The organism is Blastococcus sp. SYSU DS0828, assembly GCF_054050975.1.
Genome location: NZ_JBJHAK010000009.1, coordinates 25,907 through 51,279 on the forward strand (window position 1 = coordinate 25,907; position 25,373 = coordinate 51,279).

At 74.3% G+C, this 25,373-nt stretch carries 28 protein-coding genes and 1 pseudogene; 3 read left to right on the plus strand and 26 right to left on the minus strand.

Going from position 1 to position 25,373, the window contains the following annotated elements; all coding sequences use genetic code 11:
• Window positions 1-135: 135 nt before the first annotated feature.
• Window positions 136-396, plus strand: a pseudogene (locus ACI79Q_RS09335) (peptidoglycan DD-metalloendopeptidase family protein); the annotation flags it as partial.
• Window positions 397-460: 64 nt separating this feature from the next.
• Here the strand turns inward: ACI79Q_RS09335 and ACI79Q_RS09340 are convergent.
• The gene (locus tag ACI79Q_RS09340) at window positions 461-1,237 is read right to left on the minus strand and encodes a class I SAM-dependent methyltransferase (RefSeq protein WP_456614588.1); all 777 of its coding nucleotides are present in this window, start codon (window positions 1,235-1,237) and stop codon (window positions 461-463) included.
• Window positions 1,238-1,318: 81 nt separating this feature from the next.
• On the opposite strand from ACI79Q_RS09340, the gene ACI79Q_RS09345 reads away from it, so the two are divergent.
• Entirely contained in the window at window positions 1,319-1,942 is a 624-nt protein-coding gene (locus ACI79Q_RS09345; protein WP_456614589.1) for a DUF4262 domain-containing protein, read from the plus strand.
• 94 nt (window positions 1,943-2,036) lie between these two features.
• Here ACI79Q_RS09345 and ACI79Q_RS09350 read toward each other — a convergent pair whose 3' ends face one another.
• The 19 genes from ACI79Q_RS09350 to ACI79Q_RS09440 form a co-directional block, all read right to left on the minus strand.
• Entirely contained in the window at window positions 2,037-2,381 is a 345-nt protein-coding gene (locus ACI79Q_RS09350; RefSeq protein ID WP_456614590.1) for a hypothetical protein, read from the minus strand.
• A 129-nt stretch (window positions 2,382-2,510) separates the two neighbouring features.
• Window positions 2,511-3,311: an RNA polymerase sigma factor WhiG gene (gene whiG, locus ACI79Q_RS09355; protein ID WP_456588790.1), complete on the minus strand. Its 801-nt coding sequence runs from the start codon at window positions 3,309-3,311 to the stop codon at window positions 2,511-2,513.
• 92 nt (window positions 3,312-3,403) lie between these two features.
• Entirely contained in the window at window positions 3,404-4,342 is a 939-nt protein-coding gene (locus tag ACI79Q_RS09360) for a tyrosine recombinase XerC (RefSeq protein WP_456588791.1), read from the minus strand.
• 31 nt (window positions 4,343-4,373) lie between these two features.
• Window positions 4,374-5,624 carry a DNA-processing protein DprA gene (dprA, locus tag ACI79Q_RS09365; RefSeq protein WP_456588792.1) on the minus strand — a complete coding sequence of 417 codons (1,251 nt, stop codon included), beginning with the start codon at window positions 5,622-5,624 and terminating at the stop codon, window positions 4,374-4,376.
• Entirely contained in the window at window positions 5,621-7,141 is a 1,521-nt protein-coding gene (locus ACI79Q_RS09370) for a YifB family Mg chelatase-like AAA ATPase (RefSeq protein ID WP_456614591.1), read from the minus strand. Before ACI79Q_RS09370 ends, dprA begins: the two co-directional genes overlap by 4 nt.
• A complete protein-coding gene (locus ACI79Q_RS09375; protein ID WP_456596924.1) occupies window positions 7,138-7,497 on the minus strand; it encodes a YraN family protein in 360 nt (119 codons plus the stop codon). The genes ACI79Q_RS09370 and ACI79Q_RS09375 overlap by 4 nt, the downstream gene beginning before the upstream one ends.
• 78 nt (window positions 7,498-7,575) lie before the next feature.
• A complete protein-coding gene (locus ACI79Q_RS09380) occupies window positions 7,576-7,896 on the minus strand; it encodes a DUF2469 domain-containing protein (RefSeq protein ID WP_347057571.1) in 321 nt (106 codons plus the stop codon).
• Complete coding sequence (locus tag ACI79Q_RS09385) at window positions 7,893-8,681, minus strand: ribonuclease HII (protein WP_456614592.1); 789 nt, start codon at window positions 8,679-8,681, stop codon at window positions 7,893-7,895. The genes ACI79Q_RS09380 and ACI79Q_RS09385 overlap by 4 nt, the downstream gene beginning before the upstream one ends.
• 111 nt (window positions 8,682-8,792) lie before the next feature.
• Window positions 8,793-9,515 carry a LuxR C-terminal-related transcriptional regulator gene (locus ACI79Q_RS09390; RefSeq protein ID WP_456614593.1) on the minus strand — a complete coding sequence of 241 codons (723 nt, stop codon included), beginning with the start codon at window positions 9,513-9,515 and terminating at the stop codon, window positions 8,793-8,795.
• Window positions 9,516-9,663: 148 nt separating this feature from the next.
• Entirely contained in the window at window positions 9,664-10,614 is a 951-nt protein-coding gene (gene lepB, locus ACI79Q_RS09395; protein WP_456614594.1) for a signal peptidase I, read from the minus strand.
• Window positions 10,615-10,693: 79 nt separating this feature from the next.
• Entirely contained in the window at window positions 10,694-11,050 is a 357-nt protein-coding gene (gene rplS, locus ACI79Q_RS09400; protein WP_091933693.1) for a 50S ribosomal protein L19, read from the minus strand.
• A gap of 146 nt (window positions 11,051-11,196) precedes the next feature.
• Window positions 11,197-11,694, minus strand: coding sequence for an NUDIX hydrolase (locus ACI79Q_RS09405; protein WP_456588798.1), 498 nt, complete (start codon window positions 11,692-11,694; stop codon window positions 11,197-11,199).
• Window positions 11,687-12,508 (minus strand): tRNA (guanosine(37)-N1)-methyltransferase TrmD, encoded by an 822-nt coding sequence (gene trmD, locus ACI79Q_RS09410; protein ID WP_456614595.1) that lies wholly within the window; start codon window positions 12,506-12,508, stop codon window positions 11,687-11,689. Before trmD ends, ACI79Q_RS09405 begins: the two co-directional genes overlap by 8 nt.
• Window positions 12,505-13,047, minus strand: a complete 543-nt coding sequence (gene rimM / locus ACI79Q_RS09415; protein ID WP_456588800.1) for a ribosome maturation factor RimM — start codon at window positions 13,045-13,047, stop codon at window positions 12,505-12,507. The genes trmD and rimM overlap by 4 nt, the downstream gene beginning before the upstream one ends.
• Window positions 13,048-13,072: 25 nt before the next feature.
• Window positions 13,073-13,309, minus strand: a complete 237-nt coding sequence (locus ACI79Q_RS09420) for an RNA-binding protein (RefSeq protein WP_113799223.1) — start codon at window positions 13,307-13,309, stop codon at window positions 13,073-13,075.
• Window positions 13,310-13,312: 3 nt separating this feature from the next.
• Window positions 13,313-13,777: a 30S ribosomal protein S16 gene (gene rpsP, locus ACI79Q_RS09425; RefSeq protein ID WP_456588801.1), complete on the minus strand. Its 465-nt coding sequence runs from the start codon at window positions 13,775-13,777 to the stop codon at window positions 13,313-13,315.
• Between the two features lie 204 nt (window positions 13,778-13,981).
• The gene (locus ACI79Q_RS09430; RefSeq protein WP_456588802.1) at window positions 13,982-14,323 is read right to left on the minus strand and encodes a ribonuclease E inhibitor RraB; all 342 of its coding nucleotides are present in this window, start codon (window positions 14,321-14,323) and stop codon (window positions 13,982-13,984) included.
• Window positions 14,324-14,333: 10 nt separating this feature from the next.
• Entirely contained in the window at window positions 14,334-16,082 is a 1,749-nt protein-coding gene (locus ACI79Q_RS09435) for a proline--tRNA ligase (protein ID WP_456588803.1), read from the minus strand.
• A 77-nt stretch (window positions 16,083-16,159) separates the two neighbouring features.
• Window positions 16,160-16,330 (minus strand): hypothetical protein, encoded by a 171-nt coding sequence (locus ACI79Q_RS09440; protein WP_456588804.1) that lies wholly within the window; start codon window positions 16,328-16,330, stop codon window positions 16,160-16,162.
• A gap of 324 nt (window positions 16,331-16,654) precedes the next feature.
• Between ACI79Q_RS09440 and ACI79Q_RS09445 the strand changes: the two genes are divergently transcribed.
• Window positions 16,655-18,040 (plus strand): LCP family protein, encoded by a 1,386-nt coding sequence (locus tag ACI79Q_RS09445; RefSeq protein ID WP_456614596.1) that lies wholly within the window; start codon window positions 16,655-16,657, stop codon window positions 18,038-18,040.
• Window positions 18,041-18,071: 31 nt separating this feature from the next.
• Here the strand turns inward: ACI79Q_RS09445 and ACI79Q_RS09450 are convergent, their stop codons facing one another.
• From ACI79Q_RS09450 to ACI79Q_RS09475, 6 genes are all read right to left on the minus strand, one after another.
• On the minus strand, window positions 18,072-19,157 hold the full coding sequence (locus ACI79Q_RS09450; protein WP_456588806.1) for an amidohydrolase family protein: 1,086 nt from the start codon (window positions 19,155-19,157) through the stop codon (window positions 18,072-18,074).
• Window positions 19,154-20,728, minus strand: coding sequence for a signal recognition particle protein (ffh, locus tag ACI79Q_RS09455; RefSeq protein ID WP_456588807.1), 1,575 nt, complete (start codon window positions 20,726-20,728; stop codon window positions 19,154-19,156). Before ffh ends, ACI79Q_RS09450 begins: the two co-directional genes overlap by 4 nt.
• A gap of 186 nt (window positions 20,729-20,914) precedes the next feature.
• The gene (locus ACI79Q_RS09460; RefSeq protein ID WP_456588808.1) at window positions 20,915-21,106 is read right to left on the minus strand and encodes a hypothetical protein; all 192 of its coding nucleotides are present in this window, start codon (window positions 21,104-21,106) and stop codon (window positions 20,915-20,917) included.
• Window positions 21,107-21,189: 83 nt separating this feature from the next.
• A complete protein-coding gene (locus ACI79Q_RS09465; protein WP_456588809.1) occupies window positions 21,190-23,562 on the minus strand; it encodes a [protein-PII] uridylyltransferase in 2,373 nt (790 codons plus the stop codon).
• A 137-nt stretch (window positions 23,563-23,699) separates the two neighbouring features.
• Entirely contained in the window at window positions 23,700-24,038 is a 339-nt protein-coding gene (locus ACI79Q_RS09470) for a P-II family nitrogen regulator (RefSeq protein ID WP_135146504.1), read from the minus strand.
• On the minus strand, window positions 24,035-25,357 hold the full coding sequence (locus ACI79Q_RS09475) for an ammonium transporter (RefSeq protein WP_456614597.1): 1,323 nt from the start codon (window positions 25,355-25,357) through the stop codon (window positions 24,035-24,037). Before ACI79Q_RS09475 ends, ACI79Q_RS09470 begins: the two co-directional genes overlap by 4 nt.
• Window positions 25,358-25,373 lie beyond the last annotated feature (16 nt).

A 25,373-nucleotide genomic window follows, 5' to 3' on the forward strand; every position in this document is an offset into this window, starting at 1 on the left:
CCCGCAGCGGCCGCGCCCGAGCGGGTCGTCGATACCCGGCTGGAATCGATCTGGAGCCCTCCCCTGCCCGGCGAGCCCGTGGTCGGCCGGCCGTTCGAGCCGCCGCCGCACCGGTACGGGCCGGGGCACCGTGGAGTGGATCTCGCGGGGGCACCCGGCTCCCCCGTCCTGGCCGCGGGGGACGGGGTGGTCGTCTTCGCGGGGATGGTCGCCGGGCGGCCGGTGGTCAGCGTCGACCACCTCGGCGGGCTGCGGACGACCTACGAACCGGTGACGCCGTCGGTGGGCGCCGGCCAGGCGGTCGCCCGCGGAGCCGTGCTCGGCGTGCTGGCGGCCGGGCACACCGGCTGCCGGGCGCCCGCCTGCCTCCACTGGGGTCTGCGCCGCGGTGAGGACTACCTGGATCCGATGTCACTCCTCCGGTCTCCGCAGGTCCGGCTGCTGCCCCTCGGCACAGGCGTCAGCCCGGACGCCGGGCGCTCCAGACCGTCCAGCGGTCGGCCTCCTCCAGCGGCCCGTCGGGCAGCCTGGTTCGCAGGGCCTGGACCAGCTCGGCGAGCTCGCCGTCGGTCAGCTCGTGGAGGATCGAGCGGCCGGTGCGGGCGGTGATCTCCGCCAGGTAGGACTCCGGGCCGGGATACCGGCGACGGACCTCCCACAGCGACGTGGTGCCGACGTCGCCGAAGCCGGCCGCGGTGAGGGTCGCCAGGAACTCCACGGGGTCAGGTCGACGACGGTCCTCGACGTCCAGCAACCGCGGGAAGACCTCGAACAGCCAGCCTCGCGGGTGGCCGGGCGAGCCCGGCTGGGCGACGTCGTCGGCGGTGCGGTCCTGCACGAGGTAGGTACCACCGGGCCGGAGCAGCCGGAACGCCTCGGCGGCAACAGCCGACGGATCGGGCGTGTGGTGCACCAGCGCCCGTTCGAAGACGACGTCGGCGCAGGCGTCCGGTAGTCCGGTGGCGGTCGCCTCCCCGACGGTGAACTCGACGCCGGGGAGACCGCCGTGATCAGCGCGCGCGGAGACGAGGATCGGCCGGCTGGAGTCGACGCCGATGACGCGAACGGCGCCGAGCTCGTGCCATGCGCGGGTGTAGGGGCCCCCGCCGCAGCCGACGTCCACGACCACGGCGCCCGTCGGCTCGACCAGCCGACCGACGGTGTCGCGCCAGGAGGCGTCCACTTCCCGGCCCGAGTACGTCCGCCGGTTCCTGGCGTCGTGGAAGTCGATGGGCACGCGCCGCCTCCAGGTTCGCGCGGCCGATGCTCCGAGCATAGGACGTTCCGCATCCCGCCGACCGACAGCCGGTGACGGATCGTGCACCGCGAGCAGGCGCAGATCCCCGACGAGCCGGTGACCCGGCGCTACCGTCGGGGAGTGCGATTTGGACGCAAGCGGGCCGCGAAGTCCCGCGCGGGCGAGCCGACCGGCGCTCCGGCTGCCACGAACGAGCCGGTCGAGGGTGGGCCCGTCGAGGGCGGCCAGGATCCCGACCAGGTGCTCCGCGACCTGCGCCGGGTGATCGACACGTTCGGCTGGGCGGTCCTGCACGGCGGCGGCAACCCCGGCGAACCGCGGTACTCCTACACCGTGGGGCTCGCTGCCTGGCAGCACCCCGAGGTCATCGTGGTCGGGCTGCCCTTCCCCGCCGCAGAGAAGTACCTGAACCTGGTCGGCGAGGCCGTCCGCGCCGGGGCGCGTTTCACAGCCGGAGCGGCGACGACCGCACTCACCGACGCCGACTCCCCCGTGGTGTTCCTCCGCGTCGAGGAGACCGAGCGGCTCACCGTGGTCGAGCAGCTCCACGGCTCGGTGGACGCGCTGCAGCTGGTGTGGCCGGACTCCACCGGCCGGCTCCCCTGGCAGGAGGGGCACCGCAACCCGCCGGGGACCCAGCCCCTGCTGGGCCCCCGGACGGGGGACGAGCCCGCCGGGGACTGAGGGCCGGGGCGCACGCACGGACACGGCGACGGACGGGAGCTCGTCGTCGAGCCGCGCCTGGCCGCGGGCGAGGGCTCGGGGAGGCCGTGCTGAGTCACCAGAGAGACAACGACCGGTCGAACTGCACGTACAGGAGGACCCGCTCTCCGATGACGTGGATCCCAGTGCAGACGCGGCGCCGATCGAGCAGGCTGCGCGCGCTGCACACCTCCTGCGGCAGGCCGACGCTCGCCGCCAGGTCCGCGGCTGACTGACCGCGGGGCCCACGCAATGTCAGCTCGCGCCAGCAGCCACCGGACCCGCACGCCACCTCCTCCCGCGCGACCGTGACACCGGTGGGGAGCGCGGGGGTGTCCGAGGACGGCGGAACGGCGCCCTCGTCGAACGCCAGCCGCAACGTGGGCGCGGCGAGGACCAGAGCGGTGGCCACCGCGAGCACGGCGGACCACACCCGCAGCGATCGCCGGGACCGCAGCGCGCGGCCGCGCATCGCGGACGCACGAGATGACGAACCGCTGCCGTGCTGCCGAGTCAAGACGACTGCCCAGCTGTCGTCAGGGGATCGGCCTCAGGCGATGTCGGCGAGCTTGGTGCGCAGGTGCAGGACCGCCTTGGTGTGCAGCTGGCAGATCCGGCTCTCGGTCACGCCGAGCACCCGGCCGATGTCGGCGAGCGTCAGGCCCTCGAAGTAGTAGAGGGAGACGACGACCTTCTCCCGCTCGGGCAGCTGCTCGACGGCGCGGGCCAGCAGCTGCCGGGCCTCGCCGTGCTCCGCCATCGCCTGCGGGTCCAGCGCGCTGGGGTCCCGGAGCGTGTCACCGAGGCGCGGGGAGCCGCCGTCGTCGTCGGTGAGCAGCTCGTCGAGCGCGACGACGTTGACCAGGGAGAGCTGGCCGAGGAACTTCCGGATGTCCTCGACGTCCATGTCCATGGCGTCGGCGACCTCTTCGTCGCTCGGCGTCCGGTGCAACTTGCTCTCGAGCTCGGCGACGGTGCGCTCGAAGGCGCGCGCCTTGACGCGGACCGACCGCGGGATCCAGTCGGTGTTGCGGAGCTCGTCGATGATCGCGCCGCGGATGCGCGCCATCGCGTAGCTCTCGAACTTCACCTCGCGGGTCGGCTCGTAGCGGGTGATGGCGTCGATCAGCCCGAACGTGCCGTAGGAGATGAGGTCGGCCTGCTCCACGTGTGCGGGCAGACCGCTGCCCACCCGGCCGGCGACGTACTTCACCAGCGGCGCGTAGTGCAGGATCAGCCGGTCGCGCAGCCCGGAGTCCCGGCCCTCGACGTACCGCGCCCACAGGTCGGCCAGCAGGGCATCGCGGTCGTCATCGGACCCGTCGATGCGATGGATGGTTGCCTCAGACACGGTCGCGCTCCTCGGTCGTGCTGCGCGGGCACCGTCCGTGGTCCCGCGTGGTCATGACTGCCGCCGCAGGTCCCGCCCTCCGGCCGCCCGCCTCAGGCACGGGGATGCGCCTGGGCGTGGACCGCACGGAGCCGTTCGACCGTCACGTGCGTGTAGATCTGTGTCGTCGCGAGGCTAGCGTGGCCGAGCAGCTCCTGTACGGAACGCAGGTCCGCGCCGCCCTCGAGCACGTGCGTGGCGGCGGAGTGCCGCAGCCCGTGCGGGCCGATGTCCGGCGCACCCGGGACGTCGGCCGTCGCGGCGTGCACGGTGCGGCGGGCCTCGCGTGCGTCGAGCCGGCCCCCCCGCAGACCGAGCAGCAGCGCCGGCCCGGAGTCCGGCCGGGCCAGCGCCGGCCGCCCGCGGGTGAGCCAGGCGTCCAGCGCCCGCTCCGCGGGGACGCCGTAGGGCACGCTGCGCTCCTTGCGCCCCTTGCCCAGCACCCGCAGCAGCCGGCGGCCCCGGTCGACGTCGTCGACGTCGAGCCCCACGAGCTCGCTGACCCGGATGCCGCTGGCGTAGAGCAGCTCGAGGACGACGGCGTCGCGCAACCGCGCCGGGTCGTCGGCCCCCGCCGCGGTCTCCACGAGCGCCCGCGCCTGATCGGGGGCGAGCACGTCGGGCAGGGTGCGGAGCGCCTTCGGGCTCACCAGGCGCTGTCCGACATCCTCGGGGGTCATGCCGGCCCGGCGCAGCCAGGCGGTGAACGAGCGCGCCGCCGAGGCGTGCCGGGCGGTGGTCGACCGGCTGTGCCCGCGGGTGCGCCCCTGGGCGAGCCAGCTGCGCAGGGTGGCGAGGTCGAGGTCGTGCGGCTGGGTGCCGCTGCGCCGGGCCAGGTGGTCCAGCAGCCGGGCGACGTCGCCGACGTAGCTGCGCACGGTGTTCGCCGACAGGTCGCGCTGCCCGGTCAGGTGCTCCTCGTAGCCGGCCAGCGCCTCGGCCAGCGCGGGCGGGAGCCCGGCGCGGACCTCGTCGGTGCTGGGGGTGGCCACGACTGCACCGTCCGTCGGTGCCCGGCCCCGGTCAAGCCGCCGCGCCGGGCGGCTTCGCCCGCGGGGCCAGCCGCCAGCCGGTGCCGGTCCACTCCACGAGGTCGGCGATCTCCAGGGCGGGCAGCACCCGCAGCACCTCCAGGACGTCGCACCCCGCCGTCCGGGCCAGCCGCTCCGGGCTCACGCCGATGCGCACCGGGCAGGCGTCGAGCACCCGGGCGGCGAGGTCGGAGAGCCCGTCCCGCGGGGACACCGGGCGCTCGACCGGGGGCGCCAGGTCGTCGCCGATGCGGCCGACCGCCTCGATGACCTGCGCGGCCGACGTCACCAGGGCCGCCTCGGACTGCCCGTCCCGGAGCAGCTCGTGGCAGCCGACCGACAGGGCACTGGTCACCGGCCCGGGCACCACGAGCACCGGGCGGCCCAGCTTCCGAGCGCGCGCGGCCGTCGCCAGGGCCCCGGATCGGGCGGCCGCCTCGACGACGACCGTTCCGCAGGTCAGCGCCGCGATGAGCCGGTTGCGGACGAGGAAGCGGTGCCGCAGCGGGGCGCAGCCGGGTGGCCACTCGCTCACCAGCAGGCCCGTCTCGGCGATCCGGTGGAACAGCGCCCCGTGGCCCGCCGGGTAGGGGCGGTCCACCCCGCAGGAGAGGACCGCGACCGTGGGCGCCCCCGCGGCCAGCGCTCCCCGGTGCGCGGCGCCGTCGATCCCGTAGGCACCCCCCGAGAGGACGGTCCAGCCCCGCTCGCCCAGCTGGTGGCCCAGCTCCGCGGCCACGTGCTCGCCGTAGGCGCTGGCGGCGCGGGCGCCCACCACGCCGACCGAGCGGGCGGTCACCTCGTCGAGCCGGGCCGGTCCGCGCACCCACAGCGCGAGGGGGGGAACGAGCGCCAGCGTGCGGTCGGTCTGCTCCCGACGGTCGAGCGGTTCCTCCGCGACCGCGACCGTGAGCGCGTGGAGCTGGAACGCCGGCCACTCGTCGTCCTCGGGCACGACCACCCGGGCGTCGCACCGCTCGGCGCGGCGCAGGTCGGCCAGGCTTGCTTCCTCTTCCGCGCGGGCGCCGACCAGCGAGCGGATACCGGCCGGTGCGGCACCGGTCCGCAGCCGCCGCACCGCCTCGACCGGGCCGACGTCCTCGACGTAGCGCCAGAGGTCGACGGTGCCCGGTTCGACCGCCCGGGTCAGCCACGCCCGCGCCCGGCGGACCCCCGGGTGCACCACCCCGCTTACCGCCGGCGCGGCGGCCGCGTCCTCCAGGTCCTCTTCGAGGGTGGTCACGCCGCCGCCCGCTGGAGCCGCATGCCGAGGGCCTCGGCGACGTCGTCGGCGTGGGGCACGGTCCGGCCGGCGAGGTCGGCCACCGTCCAGGCGACCCTCACCACCCGGTCGAAGCCCCGCACCGAGATGGCGCCGCGCTCCAGCGCCCGCTCGGCCAGCCGCAGCGACGGGCGCGGGATGACGAACCGCTCGCGCAGCAGGCGCCCTGGCACCTCGCTGTTGAGGGCGTGGCCAGTGCCGGCCAGCCGCTCCCGCGCCGCGGCGCGCGCCCGGGCCACCCGCTGGGCGACGTCGGCGGTGGACTCCGGGGCGGGCAGCCCGTCCAGCCAGGCCGCCCGGGTGACCGGAGGCAGCTCGACCCGCAGGTCGACCCGGTCGAGCAGCGGACCGGACAGCCGCGACTGGTAGCGCCGCCGTACCAGCGGGCTGCAGGTGCAGGCAGTGTCACCGGCGGCGGTGGCGCACGGGCAGGGGTTCGCGGCCAGCACGAGCTGCGCGCGGCACGGGAACGTGGCGGCGCCGGCGGCCCGCTGGATGGTCACCTGCCCGCGCTCCAGCGGCTGGCGCAGGGTGTCCAGCACCGCGCGGGGGAACTCCGGCGCCTCGTCCAGGAACAGCACGCCGCGATGGGCCCGGCAGAGCGCGCCCGGCCGGATCTGGCCGGAGCCGCCGCCGATGAGCGCCGCCATCGTCGCGGAGTGGTGCGGCGCCTCGAACGTCGGCCGGGTGACCAGCGGCGCCTCCGGCGGCAGGGTGCCGGCGACGGAGTGGATGGCGGTGACCTCGAGCGCCGCCTCCTCGTCCAGCGGCGGGAGCAGCCCGGGCAGGCGCTCGGCGAGCATGGTCTTGCCGGCGCCGGGTGGTCCGGCCAGGTAGAGGTGGTGCCCACCCGCGGCGGCGACCTCCACCGCCCGGCGGCCCGCGGCCTGCCCGACGACGTCCCCGAGGTCGGGGACCGGCGGCTGCGGCGGCACCGCGCCCCGGACGTGCGGGACCAGCCGCTCGGTGCCCGTCAGGTGCGCGACGAGCTGGGTGAGCGTGCCGACGCCGAGCACCTCGACCCGATCCACCAGGGCGGCCTCGGCGGCGTTCGCGACGGGGACGACGACCTGCGCGTGCCCGGCCCGAGCGGCGGCCAGGACGGCCGGCAGGACTCCGCGGATGGCGCGCACCGACCCGTCCAGCCCCAGCTCGCCGAGGAGCACGAGCCGGTCCACGGCCCGCCGCCGCACGGCGCCGGCAGCGGCCAGGACCGCGGCGGCCAGCGCCAGGTCGAACCCGCTCCCCTGCTTGGGCATCGAGGCCGGCGACAGGCCGATGGTGACCCGGCGGGCGGGGAACTCGCCCCCGGCGTTGGCGATCGCCGCGCGCACCCGGTCGACCGACTGGCGGACCACGGCGTCGGGCAGCCCGACGAGGACGACGCCGGGCAGCCCGGCGGCGATGTCCACCTCGACCTCGACCATCGCGCCGCGGACCCCGGCGAGACCGACCGACCAGGTGCGGGCGAGGGTCACGAGAACGCCCCGCGCAGGTGGGTGACGACCGCCGGGCGCTCGGGGCGCGCCAGCACGCCCACGACGTCGAACCGCACCTCCGGTGCGTGCTCGTCGTGCGCCGCCAGCCAGCGCTGCGCCAGCACCCGCAGCCGCCGCTGCTTGGCCGGCGTGACCGCCTCGACGGGAGAGCCGTACCCGGTGCCCCGCCTGGTCTTCACCTCGCAGAAGACCAGGGCGTCGCCCTCCCGGGCGACGACGTCGAGCTCACCCTCGCGGCAGCGCCAGTTGCGATCGAGGACCTGCAGTCCGCGGTCGGTCAGGTAGGCGACGGCGATCCGCTCGCCGTGGGCGCCGAGTTCGGTGGTGGGAGGCACCCCTCGACCGTGCCGCTCCAGGGGCGGCGGGCGAAGGGGCGGCGGCGGTCTGTGGACGACGCCGCCGGGTGTGGACGGCTAGGGCAGGCGCGGGCCGTCCGGCAGCTCGAGGTCGGGTTTGTCGAGCTCCTCGACGTTGACGTCCTTGAACGTCAGCACCCGCACGTTCCGCACGAACCGGGCGGGCCGGTACATGTCCCACACCCAGGCGTCGGAGAGCTTGAGCTCGAAGTAGATCTCTCCCCCGGCCTCCCGCACCTGCAGGTCCACGGAGTTGGCCAGGTAGAACCGGCGCTCGGTCTCCACCACGTAGGTGAACTGCCGGACGATGTCCCGGTACTCGCGATAGAGCTGCAGCTCCATCTCGGTCTCGTACTTCTCGAGGTCCTCGGTGCTCATCGGTCCTCGGTGCTCGTCAGGGCTCGGGACACAGGGCGCATGGCCCCATCATCGACCATGGCGGTGCGACCGGTCAGGTGGGTGGTCCGCGCGGCGTGCAGGTCGCGGGCCCGGGCGACGTTGACGTACCGCATCCGGTGCTCCGGGCAGGGGCCGTGCCGCTCCAGCGCGGCGGTGTGCACGTCGGTGATGTAGCCCTTGTGGCCGGCGAAGTCGTACTCGGGCCAGCGCTCGTGCAGCTCGGCCATGATCCGGTCGCGGGTGACCTTGGCCAGCACCGAGGCGGCGGCGACGCAGGCGGCCACCCGGTCGCCCTTCCAGACCGCCAGCCCCGGGCGGGCGAGCCCGGGCACGGGGAAGCCGTCGGTCAGCACGTAGTCCGGGCCGGGGTCCAGCGTGCTGACTGCGCGGCGCAGCGCCTCGATGTTGGTGACGTGCATGCCCCTGGCGTCGAGGTCCTCGACCGGCAGGACGACGACCGACCAGGAGACGGCGCGCTGCACGATCTCTTCGTAGACGCGCTCGCGGGTGGCTGCGGTGAGCAGCTTGGAGTCGGCCAGCCCCGGCACCCGGCCGCGGCGCCCCGCGGGCAGCACGCAGGCCGCGGCGACCAGCGGACCGGCGCAGGCCCCGCGGCCGGCTTCGTCGGCTCCGGCGACGGTCTCGAAGCCGCGGCGTCGCAGCGCGCGCTCCATGTCCCACAACGCGTCGGGCCGGTCGTCGGCGATCGTCCTCCGGGCACGCACCACCGGCGCGGATCGGGGGTGGGTGGGACGAGCAGCCATCGCGGCACGACAGTACGACGACGGGCGCGGGGACGACGCCCACCCCCGGACGCCCCGCGGGCCGGCTCCCAGGAGTTCGGGAGCCGGCCCACGGAGCCGTCGGAGGATCGGTCAGAGGTCGGCGGTCGCCTCGGGGGCGGGCGCCGGCAGGGAGTGGGCTCCACAGGTGCAGCCCGGCGTGCGGTTGGAGAGCACCAGCGACACCGCGTGGGCCCGGTCGCGGGCACCCAGCTTGCGCAGGATCGCCTTGACGTGGGACTTGACGGTGTCCTCGCTGATGAAGAGGTTGCGGCCGATCTGCCGGTTGGACAGCCCCTGGAGCAGCTCGTCCAGGACGTCCTGCTCCCGGCGGGTCAGCGGCACCTCGGGTGCGAACGGCTTCGCCGGGGGCACGGCCGAGGGCTCCACCCGGCGGATCTGCGGGTCGACGACGACCCGGCCGGCGCGGGCGGCCAGGACCGCCCAGCCGAGCAGCGTCGGGGACGTGTTGATCATCAGGTAGCCGCGGATGCCGGCGGCCAGCGCCTCGTTGACCACGGCCGGGTCCTCCGAGGTCGCCAGGGCGACGATCGCGACCCGGGGGAAGCGGCGACGCAGGTCGCGGCAGGCGTTCAGCGTGGCCGGCCGGCCGGAGCCCAGCTCCACCACGACCGCATCGGGGCGGGCCGTCTCGACGAGGGTGAGGGCCCGCCGCAGCTCGCCGGGCGTGCCCACCGCCTGCATGCCGGCGGTCTCGTTGACCATGCTGACCAACCCGCGACGCAGGACGGGCGCGTCGGCGAGGAGGAGCACGCGGGTGACACCGCGTGCGGTGCTCGCCATGGGTGCGGACACGACTGACTCCGTTTCACTTCCGAGTAGGTTCAATCTCTGCATCGGAAGGGTGAAACGGCTTCTTTAATGCTTTTCCAACCTTTCCTTCAGCCGTTATCGGCATCCGGAACGGTGCAATGCGTGAGTCACAGCCGTAACGGCGCGACCATTACCGGGACGGCGGCACGCTCCTGGGCCACCGGCGCCGGCGCCAGGCGCTGATCGGCACGGCGCCGGCCAGCCCGGCCGCCCACGGCAGCACCGCCACCGCCGCCCCGGCCGGGACCGGGGCCGGCTCACCGGCGGGCGCACCTGCCGCCGCCTCGACGCCCTGGATGTCCGGCGAGTCCAGCAGGCCGAACCGGTCCAGCGGCCACACGATGACCGCCGCCTTGCCGATGACGTCGTCGACGGCGATGGTGCCGGCGTACTCGTCGCCCATGTGGGAGCGCGAGTCCGCGGACGCCGAGCGGTGGTCGCCCATGACCCACAGCCGCCCCTCGGGCACGGTCACCGGGCCGAACGCGCGTCGCTCGATGGGCGTGTCCTCGAAGATGTAGGGCTCCTCGAGCGGCTCGCCGTCCACGGTGACCCGGCCCTCGAGGTCGCAGCACTGCACCGTCTGGCCCTCGGTGGCGATCACCCGCTTGACGAAGTCGTCCTCGCTGGGCGGCGCGACGCCGATGGTGCGCCCCACCCACAGCAGCGCGCCGGTGAACCAGTTGTCCGGCTCGTCCACCGAGATCTCCGGCGTCCAGGTGTCGGGGCCGCGGAAGACGACGATGTCGCCGGGCTCGGGCTCGCCGAACCAGTACGGCACCTTGTTGACCAGCACCCGGTCGCCGGTGCAGCCGGTGCAGCCGTGCAGGGTCTGCTCCATCGACCCGGAGGGGATGAAGAACGCCTGCACGAAGAAGGTCTTGACCACCAGGGCCAGCACGAAGGCGATCAGCAGCAGGACGGGCAGCTCCCGCAGCAGCGAGCCCTTCTTCGCGTCCTCGTCCCGGCGACGGCGCCGGCCGGGCTTCTCGGCGGCCGGCGCACCGTCGTGCGTCTCGTCGGGCTCGTCGGGTTCGCCCGGAACGACGTCGGCGGGCCCCCCGGGCCGGTCGCTGCTCATCAGGAGCAAGCGTACGGCGCAGGGGACCCGCCGAGATCCAGCCGGTCGGGCCGGCTGCAGGCGTGTCCTCGCGAGGAGGTCAGCGCGCGACGGTCTCGCGCTTCTCCTTGATCTTGGCGGCCTTGCCGCGCAGCTCGCGGAGGTAGTAGAGCTTGGCGCGGCGCACGTCACCGCGGGTGAGCACCTCGATCTTCTCGACGACCGGGGTGTGCACCGGGAAGGTGCGCTCCACGCCGACGCCGAAGCTCACCTTGCGCACGGTGAAGGTCTCGCGGATGCCCCCGCCCTGGCGGCGGATGACGACGCCCTGGAAGACCTGGATGCGGGAGCGGTTGCCCTCGATGACGCGGACGTGCACCTTGACGGTGTCACCCGGGCGGAACGAGGGGATGTCGTCGCGCAGCGAGTCGGCGTCGAGTGCGTCCAGGGTGTTCATCTCGGCAGTCCTCAGTCTCAGATGGCTCGTTCTCGGTTCGGACAGCGGAACGCCCCGGCTGTCCGTTCCGGGGTGCTGCGGCTCCGGTGCGGAGCTCCCGACAGCCCGGCCGTCGGTCAGCAGCGACTCTCTACTGTGCCACATCGTCAGCCGACGATGCGCGGCGGCCCCGTCCACGGCCCCGCCTGCAACTCGGCCAGCAGCGCGGGGAGCTCGGCCGGCACGAGGTCCACGCGCGCCGCCAGTTCTTCCGCCGCCCACCACCGGTGCGGCTCATCGGCCAGCACCTCCAGCTCGGTCAGCGCCCCGGGAACGACCTCGTGGACGACGTCGCGCAGCACGAAGAAGGTCTCGCGGGTGTCGTAGACCTGGTCGCCGAACGGGCCGACGTGCCGCCGAAGCCACACCGGCCCCTCCAGCGCGCCGGGCTCGACGTGCAGCCCGATCTCCTCGGCCAGCTCGCGAACGGCGGCCGTGCGGAGCGTCTCGCCGTCCTCCACTCCCCCGCCGGGCGTGTACCAGAACAGCACCTCGCCGGGCGGGACGGACGGGTCGGGCAGGCGCGCGCCGAGCAGCAGCACCCGCCCGGCCGGGTCGAGGACGACCACCCGCGCCGTCCTGCGCAGGACCGGCCGGTCACTCACCGGCCAGCGCCGCCCGCTCGGCGTCGGTGAGCGCGCCCTCCGGCAGCGCGGCGAGCAGATCCGGGCGGCGGGCCGCGGTGCGGCGCAGCGACTCGGCCCGGCGCCAGCGGTCGATCTCGGCGTGGTTGCCCGACAGCAGCACCGGGGGCACCTCGCGACCGCGCCAGGTCACCGGCCGGGTGTAGGACGGGCCCTCGAGCAGGCCGTCGGCGTGCGAGTCGAACTCCACGGACTCGCGGTTGCCGACGACGCCGGGGAGCAGCCGGGTCACGGCCTCGGTCATCACCAGGACCGCGGACTCCCCGCCGGCCAGCACGTAGTCGCCGATCGACACCTCGGAGACGGGTCCGGCGTCGGCGGCCCAGTCGGCGACCCGCTGGTCGATGCCCTCGTAGCGGCCGCAGGCGAAGACCAGCCCCGGCTCGGTGGCCCACTCCGCGGCCATGCGCTGGGTGAACGGCCGGCCGGCGGGGGTCGGGACGACCAGCCGGGTGCCCGGCGGGCGGACGGCGTCCAGCGCGCGGCCCCACGGCTCGGGCTTCATCACCATGCCGGGGCCGCCGCCGTAGGGGGCGTCGTCGACGGCGCGGTGGACGTCGTCGGTCCACTGCCGCAGGTCGTGCACGCCGACCTCGACCAGGCCGCGCTCGATGGCCTTGCCCAGCAGCGACTGACGCAGCGGCGCCAGGTACTCGGGGAAGATCGTGACGACGTCGATGCGGAAGGCGTCGCTCAGTGCACCCGGTTCGCTCCCGCGGGCCGCTCCGCTCCTCGCTCGTTCCTCGCTGCGATGCTCACGCCCCTGTCCGCTCACAGGTCGAGCAGCCCCTCCGGCGGATCGACGACCAGGAACCCTCCGTCGACGTCGACGGTGGGCACGATCGCCGAGACGAAGGGGATCAGCGCCTCGCGCCCCTCGGCGCGGCGCACGACCAACAGGTCCTGCGCCTCGTGCCGGACGGCGGTGACCTCGCCGAGCACCGAGTCGTCGGTCAGCCGCGCGGTCAGGCCGACCAGCTGGTGGTCGTAGTAGGAGTCGGGCTCCTCGATCTCCGGCAGGTCGGCGACGCGAACCAGCAGGAGGGTGTTGCGCAGCTCGTCCACGGCCTCGCGGACGTCGTAGACCTCACCGGCCGGACCGGCCAGCTGCAGCAGCAGGGTGCCGCTGTGCCAGCGCTTGTCGACGACGGTGAGCGGGCCCCGGTCGGCCGGATCGGTGAGCAGCACCGCGCCGGGGGCGAAGCGGAGGTCGGGGTCGTCCGTGCGGACCTCGACGGTGGCGAGACCACGGACACCGTGGGGCCGGCCGATGCGGCCGACCACCACGGTGTCGGTGGGTTCGTCCTGTGTCACGTGCTCGCGCTCGAAGAGCTCGTGCTCAGCGCCCGTCGGTGTCGACGACGTCGACCCGCAGGCCCCGTCCGCCGACTCCGGTCATCACCTGGCGCAGCGCCTTGGCGGTGCGCCCGCCGCGGCCGATGACCTTGCCGAGGTCGTCGGGGTGCACCCGGATCTCGAGGGTCTTGCCGCGGCGGTTGGTGAGCAGGTCGACGGTGACGTCGTCGGGGTTGTCGACGATGCCCTTGACCAGGTGCTCGAGCGCTTCTTCGAGCACGTCTTACTCGGCCGGCGTCTCGGCCGGAGCAGCGTCGGCCGCGGGGGCCTCGGCGGCGGCGGCCTTGGGAGCGTCGGCCTTGGGGGCGGCCTTCTTCTTCGGGGTGGTGGCACCGGCGGCCGGCTCGTCCATGCCGGAGCGGACGGCGGCCTCGTAGAGGGCCTTCTTGTCCGGCTTCGGCTCGGCGACCTTCATGGGCGGCGGCGCGGCCTCGCCCTTGAACTTCTGCCAGTCACCGGTGACCCGGAAGATGGCGGCGACGGCCTCGGTCGGCTGCGCGCCGACACCCAGCCAGTACTGCGCCCGCTCGGAGTCGACCTCGATGAAGGAGGGGTCCTCCTTCGGGTGGTACTTGCCGATCGTCTCGATCGAGCGCCCGTCGCGCTTGGTGCGGGCGTCGGCGACGACGATGCGGTAGTACGGCGCGCGCATCTTGCCGAGGCGCATGAGCTTGATCTTGGTTGCCACGGTGTGTGGTGTTCTCCTCGAACGCGTTTCGGTGCTCGCCGGAACGACGTGTGGGGGTACGCCGGGGCGGAGCCAGGGACACGGGCGTCAACGGTGAGAGGGCCGCTGCCGCCGTGTTCGACCGTTCATTGTGCCAGAAAGAGGAGCCCTCCCTCCTCCCGCCCTCGCAGGCCCGGGCGCGGGCCTCTGGACGGGGCCGAGGAGCTAGTCCTCCGCGGCGACCAGGAAGCCGCCCCAGCCGTCGTAGCTCCCGCCGTGCCGGTCGACGATGCCCACGACTTCACGGGTGAAGGCGGCCGCGGTGTCGGAGTCGACGGCGGTCATCGCGCTGAACTCCAGCCAGACGGTGAGGAACCGGCGCCGCAGCCCGTCGATCCGGTAGCCGGCGGCGACCAGCTCCTCCCCCGCCGCCTCGGCCGCCCTCCGCGACCGGAAGCCGGCCAGGTGGTCGATCGGCCGGGGCTGGTGCACCTGGTCGCCCATGCCCAGGCGCTGGTCCACCAGCTGGGCGCTGAGGGCCACCTGCTCCTCGACGTCCCGCGGCACGGCGCGGGGCTCAGCCGCGGACGGCGGCGACGACCCGGCCGGCCGCGCCGTCGACCGGGATCTCCTCGCGCTCGCCGGACTTCCGGTCCCGCAGCTCGACGACGCCCTCGGCCAGGCCGCGGCCGACGGTGACGATCGTCGGCATGCCGAGCAGCTCGGCGTCCTTGAACTTCACGCCGGGCGAGACCTTGGGCCGGTCGTCGTAGAGCACGGTGAGTCCCTGCCCCACCAGCTCCTGGGCGAGCGCCTCGGCGGCCTCGAAGACGGCGGCGTCCTTGCCGGTGGCCACGATGTGCACGTCGGCCGGGGCGACCTCGCGCGGCCAGACCAGACCCAGCTCGTCGTGGGTGGACTCGGCGATCGCGGCGACGGCGCGGGAGACCCCGATGCCGTAGGAGCCCATCGTGACGGTGACGAGCTTGCCGTTCTCGTCGAGCACCTTGAGGTCCAGCGCCTCGGCGTACTTGCGGCCGAGCTGGAAGATGTGGCCGATCTCCACGCCGCGGGCGAGCTCCAGCGGGCCGGAGCCGTCGGGCGCGGGGTCGCCGGCGAGCACCTCGGCGGCCTCGATGACGCCGTCCCAGGTGAAGTCGCGCCCCGCGACCAGGTCGAACACGTGCTTGCCGGGCCGGTTCGCGCCGGTGATCCAGCGGGTGCCCTTCACGACCCGCGGGTCCACCAGGTAGCGGATCCCCGACTCGCTCTCGCTGCCGAGCGCCTGGGGGCCGATGTAGCCCTTGACCAGCGCGGGGTGCTTGTCGAAGTCGGCGAACGGCTCGACCTCGGCGGGGGCGACCTGCGCCTCCAGCCGCTTGAGGTCGACCTCGCGGTCGCCGGGGATGCCGATGACCAGCGGCTCGCGGGTGCCGTCGGGGTGCACCAGCAGGACGACGACGTTCTTCAGCGTCGAGGCGGCGGTGTAGCCCTCCTCGGGGAACATCTCCTGCGCGACGGCGACGAGCGTCTCGATGGTCGGGGTGTCGGGAGTGTCCTCGACGTGCGCCTCCGGCAGGCCGTCGAGCGGGATCTCGTCGGGGACGACCGTGGTGACCGCCTCCACGTTGGCCGCGTAACCGCCGGGCGAGCGGACGAAGGTGTCCTCACCGATCGCCGTCGGGTGCAGGAACTCCTCGCTCTTGGAGCCGCCCATGGCCCCGGACATCGCCGAGACGATGGCGTACTCGAGGCCGAGGCGGTCGAAGATGCGGATGTAGGCGTCCCGGTGCGCGGCGTAGGACTTGTCCAGGCCGGCGTCGTCGACGTCGAAGGAGTAGCTGTCCTTCATCGTGAACTCGCGGCCGCGCAGCAGGCCGGCGCGGGGCCGCGCCTCGTCCCGGAACTTGGTCTGGATCTGGTACAGCGACAGCGGCAGGTCCTTGTACGACGAGTACAGGTCCTTCACCAGGAGCGTGAACATCTCCTCGTGCGTGGGGCCGAGCAGGTGGTCGACACCTCGGCGGTCCTGCAGGCGGAACAGGTTGTCGCCGTACTCGGTCCAGCGGCCGGTGGCCTCGTAGGGCTCCTTGGGCAGCAGCGAGGGGAAGTGCACCTCCTGGGCGCCCATCCGGTCCATCTCCTCGCGGACGATCCGCTCGACGTTGCGGAAGACCCGGAAGCCCAGCGGCAGCCAGCTGAACCCGCCGGGGGCGGCACGCCGGATGTAGCCGGCGCGCACCAGCAGGCGGTGGCTCGGGACCTCGGCGTCGGCCGGGTCGTCCCGAAGGGTCCGCAGGAACAGGGAGGACATCCGCAACAGCACGGAGCGAGTCTCCCAGGCGGCCGCAGGCCGACGTCCACGGGACCGGCTTGGCGCGGCCGACGGCCGGGGGCGACCCGTCAGGCCGGCTCGGGCACCCCGCCCGGGTCGCCGCCGGGGTCGTCGGGCGAGGGCTCGACCGGCGCGGGCGGCAGCGTGTCGGGTGTGTCGGGCAGCAGCTCGCCCGGGTCGTCGGGCGCCGGCTCGGTCGGGTCGATCGGGGAGTCCGGTTCCGGGAGTGGCGTGACCATGCGACGAGTCAACCAGCGTCGCCGCGCGGTCGGCACGTCGTGACGGAGCGCCGTCCCGGTCTGCCGGACTGCCGTGGCCTGAGTCGCAGGCGCCGCCGCCCGGCGCAGCGTGGCTACGATCGAGCAGGTCAGAGGCTCGTCGACATCCCCCGCGCGGGGCCGATCCCGGGAGCGAGGAAGTTCGTGGGCCGAGACCGCCAGCAGGACGATCGCGGCGGTCGGCCGCTGCCCCCACGGCTCGACCCGCGCGCCGGCCTCCCGCCGCGTTCCCGCGCCGGTGCCAGCCCTGCCGGCCTCCGCGAGCGGGGCGGTCGCCGCCGTCTCGTGGTCGGCAGCCGGATCGTCGCCGGGCTGCTCTCGGCGCTGCTGCTCGCCGGCTCCGGGTGGGGCTGGTACCTCGGCCAGGTCGCCGACGCGACGGTCAACCGGACCGACGCCATCCCCACCGACGGCAACGACGACAGCGGGGACGTCGGCGAGGCGATGAACCTGCTGCTGGTCGGCAACGACAGCCGCAGCACGCTCACCGAGGAGCAGCTGGCCGAGTTCCAGGCCGGCACCGACTCCGGCATCAACACCGACACGATGATCCTCGTGCACGTCCCCGCCGACGGGTCGCGCGCCTCGTTCGTCTCCTTCCCCCGCGACTCCTGGGTGGAGATCCCCGGCCACGGCATGGACAAGCTCAACGCCGCCTACGCCTACGGCTACGCCGCCGCCGGCGACGCCGCCAGCGAGAGCGCCCGCCAGGCCGCCGGCGCCCAGCTGCTGGTGCGCACGATCAGCCGGCTGACGGGGCTGCAGATCGACCACTACGCCGAGGTGGACCTGCTCGGCTTCTTCGAACTGAGCACCGTCGTGGGCGGCGTCGAGGTCAACCTCTGCGAGCCCGTGGACGACCGCGAGTGGTCCGGCGCGGTCTTCCCCGCCGGCAAGCAGACGATCAGCGGCGCGGACGCGCTCAAGTTCGTCCGCCAGCGCCACGGGCTGCCGGGGGGCGACTTCGACCGCATCGTCCGCCAGCAGGTCTTCATCGCCGGGGTGCTGCGCAAGATGCTCTCCGACGACGTGCTGCTCGACCTCGGCAAGCAGCGCGAGCTCGTCCAGGCCGCCGCCGAGTCCCTGACGGTGGACGAGGACCTCAACCTGCTGCAGCTCGCCGAGCAGATGCAGTCGGTCACCACCGGCAGCATCGAGTTCCAGACCGTGCCCAACCTCGGGATCGACCGGGAGGGCAACGCGTCGATCGTCCGGCTCGCCGACGAGACCACCCTGCGCCAGTTCTTCGCCCAGCTGTCGGCCGAACCCGAGGAGGCCGCGCCGGAGGCCGCCCCGCCGGAGCCGGTCGACCCCGCCGAGGTGGCGGTCGCCGTCTTCAACGGCTCCGGCACCAGTGGCCTGGCCGCGCAGGCGGAGACCCAGCTGGAGGCCGAGGGCTTCTCGGTGGTCTCCACGGGCAACGCTGACTCCGCCGACTACGCGCAGACCGAGGTCCGGTACGCCGCCGGCGACGAGGCCCTCGCCGCCACCCTCTCCGCCGAGATCCCGGGCGCCGTCACCCGGGCGGTCGACGACGCCACCCCGGGCACCGTCCAGCTCGTCCTCGGCTCGGACTTCAACGGCATCGGCCAGGAGACGGACGTCCAGCCGCTGGTGGCCGAGGCCGAGGAGGAGGCCCGCACCGCCGCCGACACCGGCTGCATCAACTGACGCCCACGCAGCTGCGGGAAACGCCCGCTGATCAGGCGACGACGCGGCCGCGCAGGATGGTTCGTCGCGGTCGCTGCAACGAGTCGAGGTCGGCGCGCGGGTCGGTCTCGTACACGACGACGTCGGCCGTCGCCCCCTCCTCGATCCCCCGCAGCCCGAGCCACTCCCGCGCCCGCCACGAGCCCGCCGCCAGGGCCGCCTCGGCCGGGATGCCGGCCTGGCACAGCGCCCGGATCTCGTCGGCGATGACGCCGTGGTCGATGCCGCCGCCGGCGTCGGTGCCGGCGAACACCGGCACGCCCGCCTCGTACGCGGCCCGCACCACCGCACCGGAGTTCGCGTACAGCCGCCGCATCGTGCTGGCGTAGCTGGGGAACTTCTGCTCCCCCGCCGCCGCGAACCCCGGGAAGTTCTCCACGTTCACCAGCGTCGGGACGACGGCGGTGCCGCGGCGGGCCATCTCGCCGATGAGCTCCTCGGTCAGCCCGGTGCCGTGCTCGATGCAGTCGATCCCGGCCTCGATCAGCGCCGGCAGCGCGTCGGTGCCGAAGGTGTGCGCGGTGACCCGGGCGCCCTCCTCGTGCGCCGCCGCGATCGCCGCGGCGACGACGTCGGCCGGCCACTCGGGGGCCAGGTCGCCGACCGACCGGTCGATCCAGTCGCCGACCAGCTTCACCCAGCCGTCACCCCGGCCGGCCTGGATGCGCGTCTGCTCGACGAGGTCCTCGGGCTCCAGCTCGACGGCCAGCCCCGGGATGTACCGGCGGGTGCGGGCGATGTGCCGCCCGGCCCGGATGATCGTCGGCAGCTCCGGGTCGCCGTCCAGCTCCCGGGTGTCCACCGGCGAGCCGCAGTCGCGCAGCGCCAGCACCCCGGCGTCCCGCTCCACCAGCGCCTGCGTGCGCGCGTGGGCGATGTCCTCGACGTGCCCGCCGCCGCGGGCGATGCCCACGTGGCAGTGCGCGTCGACCAGGCCGGGCAGCAGCCAGCCACCCCGGCTCACCGTCTCCGCTCCCGGGACCGGCTCGAAGGTGAACCGCCCGTCGCGCACCCAGACGTCGCGGTGCTCGCCCTCGGGCAGCACCACACCGGACAGGTGGAGGGCGGGGGCGGTCACCGCCCGTTGCCGTCCTTGAACTGGTCGAAGTTCAGCTTGGTGAGGTCAGGCATGGCCTGACCCGGGGGCAGCCCCGGCATCCCGCCGCCGCCGAAGGGGTTCGCCCCGAAGGTGTTGCCCGCGCCGGGCGGCAGCCCGGGGGCGCCCACGGGACGGCGCGCCGGGCCACCCTTGCCCTTGCCCTTCTTCCCCTTGCCCTTCTTCGACTGCGCCTGCATCTGCCGACCGCGAGCCTTCTTCGACATGGGGCCCATGCCGGGCAGACCCATGCTGCCGGCCATCTGGCCCATCATCTTCTGGGCCTGCGCGAACCGCTCCAGCAGGCCGTTGACCTCGGTGACCGTCACGCCCGAGCCGTTGGCGATGCGCACCCGGCGCGACGAGTTGATGATCTTCGAGTTGACCCGCTCCTCGGGCGTCATCGACTGGATGATCGCCGCCGTGCGGTCGAGATCGCGGTCGTCGACCTGCTTGAGCTGCTCCTTCATCTGGCCCGCGCCCGGGAGCATGCCGAGCAGGTTGGCGATCGGCCCCATCTTGCGGATCGCCATCATCTGCTCGAGGAAGTCCTCGAGGGTGAAGCCCTCGCGGGAGGCGAGCTTGCCCGCCATCCGCTCGGCCTGCTCGGCGTCGAACGTCCGCTCGGCCTGCTCGATCAGCGTGAGCATGTCGCCCATGCCGAGGATTCGCGAGGCCATCCGCTCGGGGTGGAAGACGTCGAAGTCGCTGAGCTTCTCGCCGGTGGAGGCGAACATGATCGGCTGGCCGGTCACGTACCGCACCGACAGCGCGGCACCACCGCGGGCGTCGCCGTCGAGCTTGGTGAGGACGACGCCGCTGAACCCGACGCCCTCCTGGAACGCCTGGGCCGTCGTGACGGCGTCCTGGCCGATCATCGCGTCGACCACGAACAGCGTCTCGTCCGGGCGGACCGCGTCGCGGATGTCGGCCGCCTGCTGCATCAGCTCGGCGTCGATGCCCAGCCGGCCGGCGGTGTCGACGACGACGACGTCGTGCATGGTCCGGCGGGCGTGCTCGATCGAGTCGCGGGCCACCTGCACCGGGTCGCCGACCCCGTTGCCCGGCTCCGGCGCGAAGACGTCGACCCCCGCCTGACCGGCGACGATCGACAGCTGGTTCACCGCGTTGGGGCGCTGGAGGTCGGCGGCGACCAGCAGCGGCGTGTGCCCCTGCGACTTCAGCCAGCGGCCCAGCTTGCCGGCGAGGGTGGTCTTACCGGCACCCTGCAGACCGGCCAGCATGATCACCGTCGGCGACTGCTTGGCCAGCCGGATGCGGCGGGTCTCGCCGCCGAGGATCTGGATGAGCTCCTCGTTGACGATCTTGACGACCTGCTGCGCCGGGTTCAGCGCCTGCGAGACCTCCGCCCCCCGGGCGCGCTCCTTGACCGCACTGATGAATGCCCGCACCGCGGGCAGCGCGACGTCGGCCTCCAGCAGCGCGATGCGGATCTCCCGCGCGGTCGAGTCGATGTCCGCGTCGGACAGCCGGCCCTTCCCGCGCAGGCCGGTGAACACCTTGTCCAGGCGGTCGGAGAGGGTCTCGAACACAGCACGTCCTCAGCAGTCTCGGGCGCGGGCTCGCCGCGCCACCTGTCTCCCAGCGTATCGAGTGGGGAGGTGACGGGGCGGCCCTCCCGCAGGGTCCCGCCGCCAGCCGGCAGGCGGTGGGGGGCGGGAGCCCCGCCCAGAGGCTCACGCCGAGCGTGCGAGGCGTGAGGGGGACGGGGAGTTTTCTCAGGCCGCGCGGGCGGAGCGGACCTCGGCGCGCAGCAGGGCCGTCTGACCGGTGACGATCGCGGTGCCGCAGTCGGCGCACGCCCACTCGGGGCACTCGCCGCCGTCCTCGGTGTGGCCGTCGACGCACGGCGGCTGCACGAAGTCCCGGTCGTCCCCGCAGGACGGGCAGGGCCAGTGGCGGCTCTCCACGAGTCGGCTCCTCTCGGCAGGTGGGACCGGTCCGTCCCCTCTGCCCACGACCGTCGCACGCGGGTACGACAGAACGAGGTAGCTCAGGACGGCGTGTCGGGTCCCGCCGCCACGGCCGGGCCCCGGGTGGCCGCGACGAGGGCCGCGTCGACCCGTTGCCGCTGCTCCGGGTCCACCGGGGAGCCCGAGGGGTCGGCCACGTAGAAGCAGTCGACCGCGTCCCCGCCGAGCGTCTCGATCCGGGCCGACGTGACGTCCAGCCCCTCCGCCGCGATCGCCGCGGTCAGCCGGTAGAGCAACCCGGTCCGGTCCCCCGCGCGCACCTCCACGATCCCGGTCGCCCGCCCGCTGACCTCGTGGTTGTGCCAGGAGATCCGCGGTGGCGCGGAGCGGGTCTCCTGGCGGTAGTCGGCCTCCCGCTGCCGCAGCCGCTCGGGCAGCGAGAGCGTCCCCTCCAGGGCGGCGCGCACGCCGTCGGCGAGGATCTCCGGCACCGGCGCCCGCCCGAACCGGGGCCGCACCGCGAACACGCCGGTGCCGTAGCCGTCGGCCACGGTCATCTTCGCGGCCCGCACGTCGAGCTGGTTCAGCGCGAGCACACCGGCGCAGGTGCTGAGCAGCCCCGGCCGGTCGGGGGCCCCGATCGTCACCTGCTGGCCGTCGGCCACCTCCTCGATGCCGACCGTCACGCCCCGGGTCGCGCCCGGGATGCCCGGCGCGAGCACTGTCGCCTGCGCCCGCGTGGCCGGGTGCAGCACCGGCTCCGGCTCGCTCAGCGGCGCGCCGCCGAGCTGCGCCTGCACCCGGGCCACCAGCGCCGCGACCAGGTGCGCCTTCCACGGTGACCACGCCGACGCGCTCGTGGCCGCGCCGTCGGCCTGCGCCAGCGCGTGCAGCAGGTGCAGCACGGAGGCGTCGCGGCCGATGGTGGCGGCCACCCGATCGATCGTCGCCGGGTCGTCGATGTCGCGCCGGGTCGCCGTCGCCGGCAGCAGCAGGTGGTGGCGCACCAGCGTGCCGAGCGTGGCGACGTCGGCCCCGGCGAAGCCCATCCGCGCGCCGATGGCGGCGGCGATCGGCTCGCCCACCTCGCTGTGGTCACCCGGCCAGCCCTTGCCGATGTCGTGCAGCAGCGAGGCGACCAGCAGCAGGTCGGGCCGGTCGACGTCGCGGGTGAGCTCCGCGGCCGCGGCCGCGGCCTCGATCAGGTGCCGGTCGACGGTGAAGCGGTGCCAGGGGTGCCGCTGCGGCAGCGACCGGATGCGGTCCCACTCGGGCAGCAGGCGGGCGAGCAGGCCCTCCTGGTCCAGCTGCTCCAGCACCGGCACGGCGGACCGGCCGCTGGCCAGCAGCCGGAGGAAGGACCACCGGACCTCCGACGGCCAGGGCTCCGGCACCGGCGGGCTGTGCACGGCGAGCACCTTGAGCGTGTACGGCGACAGGAGCAGGTCGGCCCGGGCGGCGGCCGCTGCCGCCCGCAGGAGCAGCCCGGGGTCGGCGGCCGGCCGGGCGTCCCGCGCGAGCACCACCTCGTCGCCCTGCCGGACGACGCCGTCGGCCAGCGGCTCGCGCCGCACCCGGCGGTAGCGGCCCCGGGGACGGCGGACCAGCCCGGCCTCCACCCGGCGCCACGTCTCGTCGGCGACGAACGCCAGCCGCCGCCCGGCCAGGCTCACCTCGCGCAGCAGCACGTCCTCGTCGGCCAGGCCCAGCGCGGCGGCCACCGCCCGCTGCTCCTGGCGCACCAGGACGTCGGAGGCCCGCCCGGACCGCCGGCGCAGTTCGTCGCGCACGTCGAGCAGGAAGGCGTAGGCCTGCTCGACCTCCGCGGCGGGCTCGTCGGCGAGCTGGGCGGCGGCCGCCGCACGCAGCACCTGCCCCTCGCGCAGGCCGCCGTAGGCCTCCTTCAGGTCCGGTTCCAGCAGGAAGGCGAGCTCGCCCAGGCGGCGGCCGCGCTCGCGCCGCAGGTCGCGCAGCTGCGGCAGGAGCCGGGAGGCGTGCTGCCGCCAGCTGGCCAGGGTCGCCGTGCGCAGCCGGGCGGCCAGCCCGGCGTCGCCGGCCACCAGCCGGGCGTCGAGCAGCCCGAGCCCGGCCTTGACGTCGGTGGAGGCGACGGCGACCGCCTCGGAGACCGAGCGCACCGAGTGGTCCAGCCGCAGGCCGGCGTCCCAGACCGGGTACCAGAGGGCGTCGGCGAGGGCGGCGACCTCCGGCCGGTCCTCGTGCACGAGGACCAGGTCCAGGTCCCCGTGCGGCGGGGGCTCCCGGCGGCCGAGGCTGCCGACGGCGACCAGCGCCACCCCGTCGGTGCCGGTCCGGGGCGGCGTCCCCCCGCGGCGGGTGTGCGACGGCGGGGTGCCGGCCACGGCGTCGTCCAGCAGCCCGGCGAGCCATCCGTCCAGGGCCGCGACGCGTTCCGCGCGGCTCAGGCCCGGCAGCGCCTCGGTGTCCAGCACACATCCCCCTCCGGTGGAGCAACGGTCGGAAGATGCGTCGGCCGGGGCGGTGGAGGAACCCACCACCCCGGCCGACGCGGGCCCCGTCCAGAGGCTCGCCCGAGCGGGCGAGGGATGAGGAGGACGGGGTCCTTCGACTAGAGCGCGTCGTCCCCGCGCTCGCCGGTGCGGACCCGGACGACCTCGTCGATCGTCGTCACCCACACCTTCCCGTCGCCGATCTGGCCGGTGGAGGCGGCCTCGACGACGGCGTCCACGACCCGGGCGGCGTCCAGCTCGCTGACGACCACCTCGATGCGGACCTTCGGCACGAAGTCCACCTGGTACTCGGCGCCGCGGTAGACCTCGGTGTGACCCCGCTGCCGGCCGAAGCCCTGGACCTCGCTGACGGTGAGCCCGGCGATGCCGATCAGCTCGAGGGCGTTCTTGACGTCGTCGAGCTTGAACGGCTTGACGATCGCGGTGACCAGCTTCATGACCTGATCCCTTCCGTGTTCCGGGCCTCGGCGGGCGCCTGGCCGGCCATTGGGGCGGTGGAACCGCTGCTGCCGAGAGAGGCGAGGTCGTAGCCCGACTCGGCGTGCACGACGGTGTCGATACCGGTGACCTCGTCGTCCTCGGTGAGGCGGAAGCCCATCGTCTTCTGGATGACGAATCCGATGACCAGCGTAAGGACGAAGGAGAAGACGAGGACGGCCACCGCCCCGACGACCTGCCGCCAGAGCTGGTCGACGCTGCCGCCGTAGAAGAGGCTCTCCACGCCGGCGGGGGCGTCGGGGTCGGCGAAGAAGCCGATGGCGATGGTGCCCCACAGGCCGCCGACCAGGTGGACGCCGACGACGTCCAGCGAGTCGTCGTAGCCGAGCTTGTACTTCAGGCCCACTGCCAGGGCGCAGAGCGCACCGGCGATCGCGCCGATGACGATCGCGCCGATCGGCGAGACCGCGGAGCACGCCGGCGTGATGGCGACCAGACCGGCGACCACACCGGAGGCGGCGCCCAGGGACGTGGAGTGCCCGTCCCGCATCTTCTCCACCAGCAGCCAGCCGAGGATCGCCGCACCCGTGGCGACGAGGGTGTTGACCCAGACCACCGAGGCGGTGTTGTCGGCGGCCAGCGCGGAGCCGGCGTTGAAGCCGAACCAGCCGAACCACAGCAGCCCGGCGCCGATCATGACCAGCGGCAGGTTGTGCGGCCGCATGGCGTCCCGGCCGAAGCCGCGCCGCTTGCCCAGCACCAGCGCCAGCGCCAGGCCCGCCGCACCGGCGTTGATGTGCACCGCGGTGCCGCCGGCGAAGTCGATCGCGGCCAGGTCGTTGGCGATCCAGCCGCCGACCACGTCGTCGCCGTCGAAGGCGAAGACCCAGTGCGCCACCGGGAAGTAGACGATGGTCGCCCAGATGCCGGCGAAGACCATCCAGGCACCGAACTTGGCGCGGTCGGCGATCGCACCGGAGATCAGCGCGACGGTGATGATGGCGAAGACGGACTGGAAGCCGACGAAGGCCATCGTCGGGAGCGCGGCGTCGGTGTCCTCCATCAGGCCGTTGAGCCCGAAGAACTCGAAGGGGCTGCCGAGGAGGCCCCCACCGATGTCGTCCCCGAACGCGATCGAGTAGCCCCAGAGCACCCAGAGCACGCTGATCAGCGCCAGGGCCCCGAAGCTCATCATCATCATGTTGAGGACGCTCTTCGCGCGGACCATGCCGCCGTAGAACAGTGCGAGGCCTGGGGTCATCAGCAGCACGAGCGACGCACTGGTGAGGATCCAGGCGGTATTGCCGGTGTCGAGCACGGCAACCTCCTGTGTC

Excerpts from the sequence above, each read along its gene's own strand:
- ACI79Q_RS09385 (WP_456614592.1), bottom strand. The coding sequence starts at position 8,681 with ATGGCTGCTCGTCCCACCCACCCCCGATCCGCGCCGGTGGTGCGTGCC.
- ACI79Q_RS09380 (WP_347057571.1), bottom strand. The coding sequence starts at position 7,896 with ATGAGCACCGAGGACCTCGAGAAGTACGAGACCGAGATGGAGCTGCAG.
- lepB (WP_456614594.1), bottom strand. The coding sequence starts at position 10,614 with ATGAGCAGCGACCGGCCCGGGGGGCCCGCCGACGTCGTTCCGGGCGAA.
- ACI79Q_RS09440 (WP_456588804.1), bottom strand. The coding sequence starts at position 16,330 with ATGGTCACGCCACTCCCGGAACCGGACTCCCCGATCGACCCGACCGAG.
- rplS (WP_091933693.1), bottom strand. The coding sequence starts at position 11,050 with ATGAACACCCTGGACGCACTCGACGCCGACTCGCTGCGCGACGACATC.
- ACI79Q_RS09470 (WP_135146504.1), bottom strand. The coding sequence starts at position 24,038 with ATGAAGCTGGTCACCGCGATCGTCAAGCCGTTCAAGCTCGACGACGTC.